The organism is Helicobacter ailurogastricus (genome assembly GCF_001282945.1).
GTDB lineage: Bacteria > Campylobacterota > Campylobacteria > Campylobacterales > Helicobacteraceae > Helicobacter > Helicobacter ailurogastricus.
The window spans coordinates 289831-304136 of record NZ_CDMG01000009.1 but is presented as its reverse complement, the minus strand read 5'-3'; the positions used below and the strand labels follow the sequence as shown (position 1 = coordinate 304136).

Below are 14306 nucleotides of genomic sequence, written 5' to 3'. Positions count from 1 at the left end.
GAATAGACCTGCATTGTATAACATGGATTATAAAGCCTGCCTTTAGGTGTCAAAACACCATGTTTTGTATCCACTCAATCTGGCAATTTGGTAACGCCCCCTTAAGCGTGAGCGCATCGATACAGAAGGGCAGATCGCTGGGGTTTTCTTGGAAATAGAGCGCAATGGTTTTTTGGATTTTTTGTAATTTGCGCGGTGTGATGGCCTCAAGCGGCTCACCATCGGTCCGACTTTTAACCTCGATGAAATGCAACACCTCATCTTTCAAGGCGATGATGTCTATCTCGCCAAAGGGGCTAAAAAAGTTACGGCAAACGATCGCACACCCCTGTTCTTGCAAATACGCACAGGCCAAATCTTCAGCCAGCTGACCTTGTGCATTCACGCCAAAAGGGGGTAAATCTGCGCCCCTGCGCCCAAGTGCGCCAAACTTGCTTGTAGGTCCTGTGTGTTGGTGGGTTGTGTTGTGTAAATGTGGCTTTGGCCCGCGCAAAAGTGCAAAGTGGCGGGGATGTTTTTAGGCATGGCCTGCTCTAGGCGGACATAGTGCGGTTTCGGGGCTTTGGGGGATAAAGCGATTGGGGGCAAGTTTTTTGGCTGTGTGGTGTGTCTTTGTTTGCAAAAATCTACAATATCGCCCACCACCGCGCTAGCTGTGGCCACGCCCCCCGCCCCCGCTCCATAGTAAAAGGTCTCCCCCACAGAATCGCCCACCACAACGGCCCCATTCATCACCCCCTTAACTTGTGCAAGCAAATGGCTTTGTGGCAACAAAACCGGGCCCACGCTTAAAGTTAATCCCCCCTTCTCTTGGTGCGCTTGGGCCAAAAGTTTGACGCAACAACCCAAGCGTTTAGCGTGCGCCAAGTCGGCGTTAGCAATTCCCTCAATGCCGCGCACCTCTACACTTGAAAGGGCGATCTTGCCGCCAAAGGCAAGGGATGCCAAAATAAGCAGTTTATGGGCGCTGTCTTGTCCGCTGGTGTCTAGGTGGGCACTGGCCTCTGCGTAGCCCAACTCTTGCGCCCTTTGTAGGGCAACTTCAAAGCTTTGCCCCAAGTCCATTTGCTCTAATATAAAGTTACAAGTCCCGTTTAACACGCCTTCTATGCTAAGGATGGCGTTAGCAGACAAGCCTTCTTTAAGGGCCTTGATTAAAGGGATGCCCCCACCTACACTCGCCTCAAAGCCGATGGGTTGGTGGATCAATTCTTGGTGTTTGGCAAGCATCGCCTTATTTGCCGTAACAAAACCCTTGCCCTGCTTTAAAGCATGCCTAGCTAATTGATAAGCCAAATCCACCTGCCCGCTAAGTTCCACAATTAAGTTAATGTCCGGGTCGTTTAAAAGGTCATCCACGCTAGCGCTTAGAGCAAAATCTACGGGAGGGCGTTTTTTGGCTAAGTCCCTAACCACTCCCCTTTTCACCACTAGGGCGTGCCCACACCTTTGTTCCAACAAGGCGGCGTGTTTGTTTAAAATCTCCACTACGCTCAAGCCTACACAGCCCAAGCCCACAATCCCAATTTGCACCATTGATGTTAAGCCTTGTTCCTGTTAAATTTGTTGGTGAAAAAATCCACCATAGAGTCTAAGTATTTCAAAATAAAGGGGGTGATGAGCATGGAAAAAATGATCATCAGCACCAAGAATTGTTGGATGTCGTTTGCCCCCACATGGATGATGTCGTGGTCGCGCAAAAAGGCCAAAACCCCTTCGTGTTTTTGCAGCGTCAAAAGGTTACGTTTGCTCGCGCTCAAAAACACCACCAAAGCAAACTCCCCGATTTGAGCCAAAGAAAGCGCAGCCTTTAAGGCGCTTTTACTATCCCTAAAGATGCGCAAAACAACATACAAAACCCCCGTTTTTAAAAACATGGCGACACTCAGCAAGAAAATCACAGCAAAGAAGTTTTCAAATAAAAACCCTAAATGGATTTGCATGCCCACCGTAACAAAAAAAAGCCCTAGAAAAATGTCTTTAAGGGGAGCAAATTCCTCTTGAACGCGGATGCGATAACGCGACTTAGAGATTGCCATGCCTGCCACAAACGCCCCCAAAGACATGGAGAATCCAAAAAAGTGGCTCAGGCTGGCTGCCCCAAAGACAATCAGCAAAATCGTACCCATAAAAATTTCAGGCAAACGGCTTTCAGCCGCTAGGCTTAAAATCCTCGTGGCGGCCAATTTTCCCGGCAAGAGCAATAAAGTTAAGATGATCGCTGAGGACACAATGGTTTTAATCAGCAAGCCTAAAAAGTGGTCACTCCCCCCGCCCATGAGCATTAAAATCAGCAAGATAGGGATCGCTGCGATGTCTTGGAAAATTAAAATCCCCACCACAATTTTGCCCACAGGGGTGTTTAACTGCTTGCTCTCTTCAAAGAATTTCAGCACAATTGCTGTCGAGGAGAGCGAAAAGCCCATGGCCACGACAAAGGAAAAACCCCAAGACGACCCCATCACAAAGTAACCAAAGAGTACATGCAAGGCAGAGGTGACGACCACCTGCAACCCGCCAAAGAGCAAGACCTCCTGTTTCATGGTCTTGAGCTTGTCGAAGTTAAATTCAAGCCCAATCATAAACATCAAGAATACAATCCCAAAATCTGCAATCTCTGAGAGCGATTCGAAGTCTTGGATGTGAAAAAGGGCGGCGATGATAAGTCCGGTTAAAATATAACCAATGATCACGGGCATTTCGATCTTTTTAAGCAAAAGACCGCTCACTACACTAAGACCCAATCCAGCTACAACCACATACAGCGCATGTGCTTCCATATTTTTGCGCCCTCACCATCGCCTTTTTAAAAATCCTGCCACAAAAGCAATTATTAAAAGGGGCTATTATATAATAAGTTGAATAAACAATTAAGGTTTTTTGCGTGGAACAAGCGATTGCGTTAGCTGGTGTGTATGAATTACAAGGGCGTGTTTTGGAGGCCTTACAAATTTATAAGAGCATTTTAAAAAACGACCCCCACCACAAACAGGCTTTGCAAAGCCACAGACGCTTAAGTGCGCTGGGGCAAAAAGCGCCCACTAAGCCCGCGCTAGCAAAGCCCAAGCCTGCGGCGAATCTGAGCCAATACGCCCCTTTGCAGCGCTTCCAAATCCAAAACATGCAGTCCCTTTTTATCCAAGCCACAAGCCCAGCAGAGTTACAAACAATCGAAGAGTGGTTACTCAAATGGAACTAAAAAACATCATATCCCAAGCCCTAGATGAGATCGAGCAAGTCGATCATAAGCCCCAGCCCGTAGCCAAAATCCCGCCCCCTCGCCAAAGCCCCAAAGTTTTGCAAGAAGAACAGCAGTTTTTAAAAGACTTGGAACAAAAGACCCTTTTACTCTTTGAGGGGCTTAAGTCTCCCCAAACCAAGAACTTACCGATGAAGCTAGACCTCGTGGTGAATTATTTGCAATATCAGCTTTACATGGTACAAGAAAGGCTCAAGGCTTTCAAAGATTGATTGGGTTTTTATCGATTTTATGTTAGCATTTGGTTTTTGTTAGCTCTTTGTTAAGGTGCGTGTGATGAAGATACTTATGATAGAAGATGATGTCGAGTTAGCCGAGATTTTGAGTGAATTTTTAGGTCGGCATGGCATTGAAGTGGTGAATTGCGATGAGCCCTACACGGGCATCAGCGCCGCCACCACCCAACAATACGACCTTTTGTTACTCGATTTGACCTTGCCTAACCTAGATGGCCTAGAGGTGTGCAAGCGCATATCCAAACAAAAGGACATCCCCATCATCATTTCTTCAGCCAGAAACGACCTTAACGACAAAGTGGAAGCCCTAGAGTGCGGGGCAGACGACTACATCCCCAAACCCTACGACCCTAAAGAGCTCTTAGCCCGCATACAATCTTTATTGCGCCGCTACAATAAAAAACCCCTGCAAGGGGGCGAAGTGCAGGCCAAGAACACCCTTTTTAGAATCGATCACGATGCTAGAGAGGTCTATATGCAAAATAGAAAACTCGAGCTCACGCGAGCAGAGTATGAGATTCTCACGCTTTTAATCAGCAAAAAGGGCTATGTTTTTTCTAGGGAGTCGATCGCCATTGAATCCGAGTCGATCAACCCTGAGAGCTCCAATAAGAGCATCGATGTCATCATTGGCCGTCTGCGCTCTAAGATCGAAAAAGACCCTAAAAAACCTAAGCACATCATCTCTGTGCGCGGAGTTGGCTACAAACTCGAGTTTTAGATGCCTTTTTCAATCTTTAGCAAGATTGTCTTTTTGTTTGTGATCTCGATCACAAGCTTTGCGGCCTTCTCTTACTACTTTATCCGCTCGCAAATCGACCACGAGAATTTTCAAACCCAAATCCGCCACCAACAATTCATCACCACTATCAACCAGGTTCTCGCCGACAAGAGCAACCGCTACTCTGCTGAAGTCTATTTGCACGAGTTGGGCTTTCAAGAGATCACCCCACAAGAGTTGCACGAAATCCTAGCCAAGCAAAAGGGCAAAATTGAAAACGACGAAAACCCCCTAGCCCACATCATTAAAGTCGGCAATAAAATTTTCATCTCCCTTAAAAGTCAGGGCGACACGGTTTTATATAAAGAGATTCAAAAAACTTCTTACCGCAACTACTACCTTGCGATCTCTGTGGGGGCATTTTTGATCACCATGATTTTTATATTCATGCTGCAAGGCTTTATCCCCATCAATGAGTTGCGCAAAAAGGTACATCTTTTTTCAAACGGAGAGATGAATATAGAGTGCAAAATCGATCAGCAAGATGAAATCGGGGATTTGGCTTTAGCTTTTGACAACGCCATTAAAAAAATTAAGGGCATGAACGAGTCGCGCATTTTATTTTTAAGGGCCATCATGCACGAGTTGCGTACCCCCATCACAAAAGGCATGATTGTGGCGGAAATGGTGGATAATCCTTTGCAAAAAGAGAGGCTTTTGACCACTTTTAAACGGCTCAATGCTCTCATCGAGCAATTTGCCCGCATCGAGCAACTCTCTTCAAAGAATTACAAAATCACCAAAGAGATGTTTTTAATGGACCGCCTTGTCGAGCATGTCAAAAACATGTTGCTCTTAGAACATAACAGCACTTGTATTTTGGCAGACTTGCCCAATTACAGCCTTGAAACCGATTTTGAGCTTTTTAGCCTAGTGATTAAAAACCTGCTAGACAACGCCCTAAAATACAGCCCCGATCGGCAAGTGAAGATCGAAGTCAGTGGCAAGGATTTAGTCATCTCTAATCGGGGTGCGCCTTTAAAAGAGGATTTGATACACTACTTCAAGCCCTACTTCCACCACGAAAACCCCAGCGATGCGCACGGCTTTGGGCTGGGCATGTACATCATCAAAAGCGCGCTAGACACTTTGGAATTGCATTTAAGCTATGCTTATGAGGACGAGCGCAATATTTTCACCATCCATGGGTGCATTTTGCAAGAATTTGGGAATCTCTTTTCTAAATTGCCCAAAAAGGGGGGGTGAAAACCCATGTTTGGACTTTTTGCGTGCGCCACTCCCGCTTTAGCTCACCAAGCTTTGCTCTCTTTACAGCACCGCGCCCAAGAAGGCATCGCTTTAGCCACAGCCCATACCAAACTAGAATTTAAGCGATCTTGCGGGCTGTTAAGTTGCGCCCCTAAAGATTTTTTCACCCCTGCCCCCCACGCACTTGGGCAAGTGCTGGGCGCGCACCACGATTTTTACGCTAACAACCACCTAGCCATCGCCTTTTGCGGTAATTTACACCATAGCACAACCCCCGCCAAATTCATCGCCAAAGCTTTAGATCGCGCCCAAGCAACGAGCCTAGAAGCTAAATTAAAAGAAATTACCCCCACGCTAAAAGGGGCTTATGCGTTTTTGCTTTTAACCCCCAATCGCTTAATCGCCGTGCGCGACCCCTTTGGCTATCGCCCCCTATTTGTGGGGGCTTTAAGGAGTGGGTTTGCTTTGGCTAGCGAAACTTACACCTTGCAAGCCTTGGGCGTTACAGACATCCAAGAAATCCCACCCGCTACACTTTATACAAAGACGGGCGCAATGCTTTTAGCCCGGCCCACGCCCCGCCCCTGTGTGTTTGAAGCCATTTATTTCAGCCACCCTAGCAGTGTCGTGTTTGGCCAAAGCGTCTATGCCATGCGCACCAAACTCGGGCAAGCTCTAGCCCAAGAACACCCCTTACAAGCGGATTTTGTCGTGCCTATCCCCAACAGCGGGACACTGGCCGCTCTTGCTTATGCCAAAGAGCTAGGTTTAGACTTTGCCCCCCTAATAAGCCTTAATCCCTATGTGGGGCGCTCCTTCATAGAGAGCACACAAGAGAGCAGAGAGCGCAAAGCTCGCCAAAAATTCAGCCTTGTCCAAGAGGACTTAAAAGGTAAGGACATTATTTTGATAGACGACTCGCTTGTGAGGGGGACCACGAGCAAGGTCGTGGTGCAAATGCTAAAAGAGGCGGGCGCTGGCCGTGTCTATTTGCTCCTCAGCGCTGCGCCCATTCTATCTCCCTGTTTGTGGGGCATTGACATCCCCGCCAAAAACGAATTGTTGAGCGCGCAAGGGGGCGAGGCCGCATATATCGGGGCGGATAGTGTGGGCTTTTTGTCTTTAAACGCCCTAAAGGCCGCCATCAATGCCCCTTTTTGCCAAGATTGTTTGATTCCAAAAAATAAGGACAGCCATGTTTAAACGATTCCGCCGCCTAAGGACCACCCCCACCTTGCGTCATTTAGTGCGCCAAACCCGCCTAAGTTGTGCCGACTTCATCGCCCCGCTCTTTGTGCTCCAAGAGGGCAAGAGCGCACCCATCGCTTCCATGCCCGGGGTTTTTCAAATGGATTTACAAGATTTATTAAAAGAGTGCGCCCTGTTGCAAGAAGTGGGGATTCAAGCGGTTTTGCTCTTTGGCTTGCCCGCACACAAGGACGCGACAGGCTCGAGCGCGCTAAGAGAGGATCACCCCGTAGCCACCGCCACAAAAGCGATTAAAGAAAACTTCCCCGATTTGTGCGTGATTGCGGATTTGTGTTTTTGTGAATACACCGACCACGGGCATTGTGGGATTTTAAAAAACAAGGGCAAAACTTTTGAGTTAGACAACGATGCCACGCTAGAAATCCTAGCCAAACAAGCGGTGATTTTAGTCCAAAGTGGGGTGGATGTGATCGCGCCCAGTGCCATGCTAGATGGTATGGTGAGCACCTTACGCCAAGCCCTAGATCAAAACGGCTTTAGCCAAACCCCTATTATGAGCTACTCAACTAAGTTTGCCAGCAGTTACTACGGCCCCTTTAGAGAGGCGGCCAACTCTGCCCCCAGTTTTGGCGATCGCAAATCCTACCAAATGGACTTTTCTAACCGCTATGAGGCGATTTTAGAGAGTTTAGAAGATGAAGCGCAGGGGGCGGATATTTTAATGGTAAAACCCGCTTTGGCTTATCTAGACATTGTGCGCGACATTAAAGAGCGCACACTCTTGCCCCTTGCACTTTACAATGTGAGCGGGGAGTATTCCATGTTTAAACTAGCCCAAGCGCACAATCTTATGGATTACAATCATCTACTTTTAGAAACCATGACCGCTTTTAAGCGCTCGGGAGCGGACATGATTATCAGCTACCACGCTAAAGAAGTGGCGCAACTCTTGCAGAAAGGATTTTAATGGGACGGGCTTTTGAATACAGACGGGCGGCCAAAGAAAAAAGATGGGACAAAATGAGTAAGGTTTTTCCCAAATTGGCTAAGGCGATCACTTTAGCGGCCAAAGAGGGCGGGGGAGATCCAGCCAGCAACGCCAAATTACGCACCGCCATTTTAAACGCCAAAGCGCAAAACATGCCAAAGGACAACATAGAGGCGGCGATTAAAAGGGCAAATAGCAAAGAGGGGCAATTAGTGGAGGTGAGCTATGAGGGCAAGGCAAACCACGGAGTCTTGCTTTTCATCGAGTGCATGACAGACAACCCCACCCGCACCATCGCCAATTTAAAAAGTTACTTCAACAAAACCCCGGGGGCTAGCATTGTCAATAACGGCTCTTTAGAATTTATGTTTTCTAAAAAAAGCGTCTTTGAGTGCCCGCTTTCTAGCCTTGAAACTTTAGGCTTGAGCCTAGAGGATATGGAGTTGGCTTTGATCGACTATGGCTTAGAGAGCTTAGAAGTGATAGAGGATTTAGTGATCGCTTTGGGCGATTACACGAGCTTTAAGGAGTTGCACGAGGGCTTTGAGACCTTGAAAATCCCGGTGCAAAAGGCGAGCTTACAGCGCATCGCCAATGCCCCCATCACTTTAAGCCCCGAAGCTTTAGCCGAGAGCGAAAAACTCCTAGATAGAATCGAAGAGGATGACGATGTCATCGCCCTTTACACCAACATTTCTTGATAGCGTTTTAAGATTTCACAAGCAGCTAGGCTGTCTAGCTTGCCATCTTTTCTAGCGTTTTGGCGTTTTTGCGCCTTTAAATGGTGGGTGTACCCTAGAGCCTCAGCGCTCGTGTTGCACTCATTAATAAACACAATGGGGGCAAAGTCTAACAAGCCCACAAAGTGCAAAACGCGCTTGCGTGTATCCGTGTAGTTTTCTGAGGGCAACCCCACCACAAGGCAACTGGGCTTTTTCTCATCTAGCAGGGCTTGCAACTCTTGACTGGCCTGTTTGCGGCTGTGGCGCAAAATAGGCTCTAAGGGCAAGACGATGCCTTGCACACCCATAGCCAAGCCGATGCGCTTTAGCCCGATGTCGCAAGCGATGATCACAGCACCACCACCCGCCCATTTTCTCTTTTCACCACGCCTAAGAGCTCTTGCTCGAGCAGTAAATCCCCAAACACCGCATAAGCTTCTTCAAAGCTTGGCCCCTTTTGGCAAAATTCTAAAAAGCCCTCTTGCGCGTTAGGGGCCGGGGCATTTAGGCCAAAATCCCTAGCCAAGCCCCCCACAAAGGCAGCAATGTCATAAATGGCGGTGGCAAAGCCACCGGCCAATAAAGCGTTTGTGCCCGGGCTTTCAAAGAGTCTTTGGGGCAAGACGAATAAAGGCTTTCGCAACTCTGTGGCTAATCTTGCGCTCGCCATTGACCCGCTGTTTTCCTGCGCCTCGGGGATGATGACAAGGTCGCTAAAGGCGATCACTAAGCGGTTGCGCTCTAAAAAAGTGTAGCCGTGGGGCTGAAAATCTTTGTCGTATTCGCTTAAAATTAACCCCTCTTTAGCGATTTGGGCGATGGTTTGAGCGTTGCTGGGTGGATAAATGCGCGTCAGCGCGCAGGGGGCAAACATGATCGTGGCGGGCAAGGCGTTTTTTTGCGCAATGATATCCACGCCCAAAGCCCCTCCACTTGCCACCACCGCCCCGATTTTGACAAGCTCTCTAGCCAGCGCAGCGGTCGTCTGCTGGGTGTAGGTGCTGGGCTTTCTTGTGCCTACAATCGCTACTTTTAAGGGGGCTTGTAGGTGCTTTAGCTCCCCCACATAGTGCAAAAACTTAGGGGGTTTTTTTAGAGCCTTGAAGCTTAAGGGCAAGAAGTCTAGAGGTTTGGGCGCAAAGGAGCTCAACATTTTAAGAAGTGGGTGCTTGCTTTTCAAGCACGATTTCAACTTCTAGCGTGTCTATGTCGTGGTTAGAGTTTGTCCGCACATCGATTTTACTCGTTTGGGTGTATTTTTGCACCACCGCTAAAATCTCTTTTTTCATCTCTTCGATGTAAGGCAGGCGCACGCTACGCTCATAAGCCAGCACAAGCTTTAAGCGGTCTTTGGCAATGTGCGCGCTACTTGTGCCTTTTAACCATTTGCCAAGTAAAGAAGTCATGCAAACAAGCCCCTTAAAGCCCCCACGAACCCCCGCTTTGCCTTAAACTCAGGGAAGGGGACATCTTGCCCCAAAATGCGCTTAGTGATCCTTTGGAAAGCCAGTGCGCTCGGGCTTTGGGTGTAAATGATGGGCTCACCCGTGTTTGTAGCAGAAACAATCTTGGGGTCTTCAGGCACAAGCCCGATCAAGGGCAAAGCCAAGATTTTAAGCACATCCTCGTTAGAGAGCATCTCCTGCTTCTCGACCAACTCGGGCTTAATGCGGTTGATTAAGATATGCTTCTCCATCTCCTGCCCTTCCTTGACCTTTTGACTCTTAGCATCCATAATGCCTATGACCCGATCGCTATCGCGGACACTGCTCACTTCAGGCGTAACAACCACGATCGCCCGATCGGCAAAGAGCATGGCGTGCTCAAACCCGCTTTCAATCCCAGCGGGCGAATCGATCAGTACATAATCAAACTGCGCCCTAAGCTCTGCGATCAACGCCTGTACCTTGGACTTTTCTAGGATATTTTTATCCTTGCTTTGCGAGGCGGGCAAAAAGTAAAGGTCCTTGTTTCTCTTGTCATTGATCAAAGCTTGGGGCAATTTGCAACTGCCCTCCATGACATCCACGACATCATAAACAATGCGGTTTTCTAAGCCCAAAATCATGTCTAAATTGCGTAAGCCTATGTCAAAGTCAATCGCCACGACTTTTTTATTTTGCTGTGCTAATCCAATGGCTAAATTCGCTGTGGAGGTGCTTTTACCCACCCCGCCCTTGCCTGAAGTGATGGTGATGACCACAAGCGCCCCTATCTAAACAAATACTGGCGCAAGTGCGCCCCCGTTTGCTCTAAGAGACGGGCCCTTACAGCTTGGCGGTTTTGATGGATTTTAGGGTAGCCCTGCTCTTTCTCTTCTAAAAACCGCCTAGCAAACGAGCCGTCTTGGATTTTGTTTAACACCCCTTGCATGCGCTCTTTAATGGCAGGGTCGATGATCTCATCCCCGCTCTCTAGCCCTCCATACTCGGCCGTGTTTGAGATGTGCTCTAGCATCCCCACAAGCCCCTTAGTATAGATCAAGTCTGCAATCACTTTGAGCTCCTGCACACACTCAAAATAGGCGACTTCTTTAGGATAGCCCGCTTCTACCAAAGTGTTAAAAGCGTGGGTTAAAAGGCTTTCAACCCCCCCACACAACACCGCCTGCTCGCCAAAAAGGTCGCAATGGGTCTCATCCTTAAAGGTGGTTTCTAAAATCCCCACCCGCCCACAGCCCAAAGCGCAGGCATAACTCAAAGCGATTTCTTTAGCATTTTTGTGGCTGTTGTCTTGCTCTACGCCCATTAGAGCAAAGACCCCGCGCCCCTCTTTGTAGTTTTCCCTCAAGGCGTAGCCCGTGCTTTTGGGCGACACCAAAACCAACCCCACGCCCTCAGGGGCACTCACTTGGCCAAAGCACACGCTAAACCCATGCGCAAAAATCAAAGTTTGTCCGGGCTTGATGTGGGGGGCGATCTCTTGTTTATAGATGTCGCCGTGGATTTCATCGGGCAAGAGCAAAGCCAAAACGGCGCAATCTTGCACGCATTGTTTGAGGCTAAAAACCCCAAAGCCGTCCTTTTGCGCCACCGCTGCGCTAGGACTGCCCGCATATAGCCCGATTTGCACGGCCACGCCGCTATCTCTTAAATTGAGCGCGTGCGCGCGCCCGTGCGCTCCATAGCCCAAAATGGCGACCTTCTGACTCAAAAGCGTTTCTAAATTGCCCTTTTTGTCGGTGTAAATGGGTAAGCTCCCCATAAATTACCCTTTTTTGTTTATAATAAGCGTCTATTTTAGACAAAAACAACTTAAGCTTTGTTTTTAGGAGTACGCGTGCAACAGAACATACAGGTTGAATTGGATTTCTTGCAAGCCTTGCTCTTAGAGATTTTGCAAGAGTTTAGCCCCAAGAGCACGGGCTATTTTGTCGCCCTAAAGGCGTTGTTTCACAACAAAGCCACGCCCAAAAGCCTAGCCAAAGAGTTGCAAGCCACCATCGCATCCGATCAAATTTTAGAAGTGATTAAAGCCTTTTCTCTCTACCACATCCTAGCCAACCTCGTTGAAGAGCGTTGCAAAAACAAACAACCCCCCACAATTGGGCTAGCCAAAGCCCACCACGATTTAAGCCAAGCGGGTTTTAGCCCAAAAGATTTGAGCGACAAGTTGAAACATCTTAGCTTTTACCCAGTTTTTACCGCCCACCCCACGCAATCCATGCGCCGCACTTTTTTAGAAGCCATCCAAGAAATGTATAGCGACCTTGCAGCCATTTTCGATCACCCCTGCAACCCCCTAGCCATGAAAAAAGCCAAAGAGAGGTTGGGTTATCGGTTGCGCTTGCTTTACAAAAGCCACCTCGTGCGCCAAGAAAAACTAGAAGTCTTGTTTGAGCTAGACAATTTGCTTTATATTCTAGAAAATTCGTTTTTACCCAGCTGTTTAGACCTGTGCCAACAAATCCAAACCGAGTTTCAAGAGCCCATCACCCACGCCCCCTTGAGGTTAGGCAGTTGGATAGGCGGGGATCGAGATGGCAACCCAATGGTCACCAATGACTTGTTGCGCCAAGTCGTGTGCATCCAACATAAATTCATCATCGATTTGTACTTAAAAGAGCTAGACAAGTTGCGCCGAGAGCTCTCCATTTCTGTGGATTTTTGCCCTATTTCTGAGGGTTTGCAGGCCGATTTAAAAGCCTCTTATCATAAACTAGACCCCACGAGCGCAAGATTGCACCCTAAAGAGCCCTTTAGGGCAAAGTTGCTTTTAATGCAGACCAAGCTAAGAAACCGCCTCATCGCTCTAAATTCGCCCACCCCCATTGGCTTTAGCTACCAAAACGCCAGCGAGCTTGTCGCCGACATAGACTTGCTTTTAGAAAATTTAGATCCGAGTTTGCAAAGCTCAATGTTGCGCTTTAAGCACCTCGTTTTGCTCGCAGGCTTTCATCTTTTGAGCCTAGATTTTAGAGAACATAGAGCGGTGTTTGTCAATGCCTTAAGCGAAGTCTTTTCTCTGCTCTCTTTGGCGCAAGATTTTTACGCCTTGCCTGAAGCGCAAAAACTAGAGGCCCTAAACCACGCCCTAGAGTTAGAGCCTGTGTCCTTTTGGTCCTTGCTCGATCAAGTGAGTTTGGAGTGTAAGCGGTTGCTTGAGGGCTTTTTGACCATGCTGTGGGCGCAAAGCAAGATTGCCAAACAAGCCTTTTCAAGCGTCATTGTCTCCATGACAACACAGGCAAGCGACTTACTTGCCGTGCTGTGGCTGGTTAAGCAAGTGGGGCTAGAAAAAGACCTTTACATCACCCCGCTGTTTGAAACCATTGAAGATTTAAACCACGCCCCCACAATCTTAAAAGCCTTGCACGGCAACCCCCACTACAAAGCCTATCTACAGGGCATGCAAAACACCCAAGAGATCATGGTCGGCTACTCAGATTCAAGCAAGGATGGGGGGATTTTTGCGAGCAATTACAACCTACACACAGCGATTGGACAATTGGTCGCTTTGGGGCAAGAGCTAGGCATAGAATTTATCTTGTTTCACGGGCGGGGCGGGAGTGTCAGTCGGGGCGGGGGGAGCTTAGAAGACGCGTTGCTAAACGCCCCGCTTTTTAGCGCACAAAGCACTTTAAAGCTCACCGAACAAGGCGAGATGATCAGCACAAGGTATTTAAACAACACAAGTGCCTTAAACAACCTCTCAAGCATCATGGGGGCGTTGCTGAAAAAATCGCTCTACGATGAAAAGGGCGTTTCTAAAAACCCGATCAACCCAAGCACCCAAGCCTTGATGCAACACCTCTCAGCCATTTCTTACCAAACCTACCGGCAGCTCTACACCATGCAAGGCTTTTTAGAGTATTTTAAGCAAGCCACCCCCATCGCCTTTATCCAAGAACTCAACCTTGGCTCACGCCCCGCAAAACGCAGGGAAAGTACACAACTAGAAGATTTGCGGGCAATCCCGTGGGTCTTTGCTTGGACGCAAAATCGCAGCATTTTACCCGCATGGTATGGTGTGGGTAGCGCGCTTAAAAGCGTGGATTTAAAGGACTTGCAGGCGTGCTACAACGAGGGTGGGTTTTTTAAAGTGGTGGTGGATAACATCGCCCAAGTGCTGTTAAAAGTGGATTTAGACATCGCTAAACAATACCACGCCTTCGCTAGCAACGTGCCTAATGCAAAAAACATTTGGACGCACATTGAAAGCGAGTTTCACACGAGTCTAGAGCGCATTTTGCAAATCCGCCAAGAAAACGCCCTGCTAGAAAAAGAGGACTTGGTAAGAGAGGGGATTTTATTTAGAACGCCCTACACCAACGCCCTAAATTGCCTGCAAATTGAGTTGATTAAAGTCTTTAAACACAACCCCAAAGACCAAATCAAATTAGCCATCCAAAGCACGCTCATAGGCATTGCGCAAGGCTTGCGCAACACGGGTTAGGGCGGGC

General features: G+C 48.1%; 16 protein-coding genes. 8 read left to right on the top strand and 8 right to left on the bottom strand.

Annotation, left to right across the window (positions count from 1 at the left end; translation table 11 throughout):
- Positions 1-49: 49 nt before the first annotated feature.
- From HAL07_RS06845 to HAL07_RS06835, 3 genes are read right to left on the bottom strand one after another with little or no spacing between them, the layout of a single operon-like run.
- The gene (locus HAL07_RS06845; protein WP_053940764.1) at positions 50-385 is read right to left on the bottom strand and encodes a YraN family protein; all 336 of its coding nucleotides are present in this window, start codon (positions 383-385) and stop codon (positions 50-52) included.
- Positions 382-1536: a homoserine dehydrogenase gene (locus HAL07_RS06840; RefSeq protein WP_053940765.1), complete on the bottom strand. Its 1155-nt coding sequence runs from the start codon at positions 1534-1536 to the stop codon at positions 382-384. Before HAL07_RS06840 ends, HAL07_RS06845 begins: the two co-directional genes overlap by 4 nt.
- Positions 1537-1541: 5 nt before the next feature.
- Positions 1542-2780, bottom strand: coding sequence for a cation:proton antiporter domain-containing protein (locus HAL07_RS06835; RefSeq protein WP_053945543.1), 1239 nt, complete (start codon positions 2778-2780; stop codon positions 1542-1544).
- A 104-nt stretch (positions 2781-2884) separates the two neighbouring features.
- Here HAL07_RS06835 and HAL07_RS06830 point away from each other — a divergent pair, with 104 nt between their 5' ends.
- The 7 genes from HAL07_RS06830 to HAL07_RS06800 all read left to right on the top strand — a co-directional run bounded on the left by HAL07_RS06830 (position 2885) and on the right by HAL07_RS06800 (position 8383).
- Entirely contained in the window at positions 2885-3199 is a 315-nt protein-coding gene (locus HAL07_RS06830) for a hypothetical protein (protein ID WP_053940767.1), read from the top strand.
- On the top strand, positions 3190-3471 hold the full coding sequence (locus tag HAL07_RS06825; RefSeq protein ID WP_053940768.1) for a CiaD-like domain-containing protein: 282 nt from the start codon (positions 3190-3192) through the stop codon (positions 3469-3471). Before HAL07_RS06830 ends, HAL07_RS06825 begins: the two co-directional genes overlap by 10 nt.
- A gap of 61 nt (positions 3472-3532) precedes the next feature.
- Positions 3533-4216: an acid response regulator transcription factor ArsR gene (gene arsR / locus HAL07_RS06820; protein ID WP_053940769.1), complete on the top strand. Its 684-nt coding sequence runs from the start codon at positions 3533-3535 to the stop codon at positions 4214-4216.
- The gene (locus HAL07_RS06815) at positions 4217-5482 is read left to right on the top strand and encodes an ArsS family sensor histidine kinase (RefSeq protein ID WP_053945542.1); all 1266 of its coding nucleotides are present in this window, start codon (positions 4217-4219) and stop codon (positions 5480-5482) included.
- A gap of 6 nt (positions 5483-5488) precedes the next feature.
- Entirely contained in the window at positions 5489-6688 is a 1200-nt protein-coding gene (locus HAL07_RS06810) for an amidophosphoribosyltransferase (RefSeq protein WP_053945541.1), read from the top strand.
- Positions 6681-7661 (top strand): porphobilinogen synthase, encoded by a 981-nt coding sequence (gene hemB, locus HAL07_RS06805; RefSeq protein ID WP_053940772.1) that lies wholly within the window; start codon positions 6681-6683, stop codon positions 7659-7661. Before HAL07_RS06810 ends, hemB begins: the two co-directional genes overlap by 8 nt.
- The gene (locus tag HAL07_RS06800) at positions 7661-8383 is read left to right on the top strand and encodes a YebC/PmpR family DNA-binding transcriptional regulator (protein WP_053940773.1); all 723 of its coding nucleotides are present in this window, start codon (positions 7661-7663) and stop codon (positions 8381-8383) included. Before hemB ends, HAL07_RS06800 begins: the two co-directional genes overlap by 1 nt.
- Here HAL07_RS06800 and HAL07_RS06795 read toward each other — a convergent pair.
- The 5 genes from HAL07_RS06795 to ilvC are packed head-to-tail and all read right to left on the bottom strand — an operon-like array spanning position 8365 to position 11608.
- Positions 8365-8757 carry a RuvX/YqgF family protein gene (locus HAL07_RS06795; RefSeq protein WP_053945540.1) on the bottom strand — a complete coding sequence of 131 codons (393 nt, stop codon included), beginning with the start codon at positions 8755-8757 and terminating at the stop codon, positions 8365-8367. The genes HAL07_RS06800 and HAL07_RS06795 overlap by 19 nt on opposite strands.
- Positions 8754-9557: a DNA-processing protein DprA gene (gene dprA, locus HAL07_RS06790; protein WP_053940775.1), complete on the bottom strand. Its 804-nt coding sequence runs from the start codon at positions 9555-9557 to the stop codon at positions 8754-8756. Before dprA ends, HAL07_RS06795 begins: the two co-directional genes overlap by 4 nt.
- Position 9558: 1 nt before the next feature.
- Positions 9559-9810 carry a cell division topological specificity factor MinE gene (gene minE / locus HAL07_RS06785; RefSeq protein ID WP_053940776.1) on the bottom strand — a complete coding sequence of 84 codons (252 nt, stop codon included), beginning with the start codon at positions 9808-9810 and terminating at the stop codon, positions 9559-9561.
- Positions 9807-10607 (bottom strand): septum site-determining protein MinD, encoded by an 801-nt coding sequence (minD, locus tag HAL07_RS06780; RefSeq protein ID WP_053940777.1) that lies wholly within the window; start codon positions 10605-10607, stop codon positions 9807-9809. The genes minE and minD overlap by 4 nt, the downstream gene beginning before the upstream one ends.
- 8 nt (positions 10608-10615) lie before the next feature.
- Positions 10616-11608 (bottom strand): ketol-acid reductoisomerase, encoded by a 993-nt coding sequence (gene ilvC, locus HAL07_RS06775; protein WP_053940778.1) that lies wholly within the window; start codon positions 11606-11608, stop codon positions 10616-10618.
- 75 nt (positions 11609-11683) lie between these two features.
- Here ilvC and HAL07_RS06770 point away from each other — a divergent pair, with 75 nt between their 5' ends.
- Positions 11684-14299 (top strand): phosphoenolpyruvate carboxylase, encoded by a 2616-nt coding sequence (locus tag HAL07_RS06770; protein WP_053945539.1) that lies wholly within the window; start codon positions 11684-11686, stop codon positions 14297-14299.
- Positions 14300-14306: the final 7 nt, after the last annotated feature.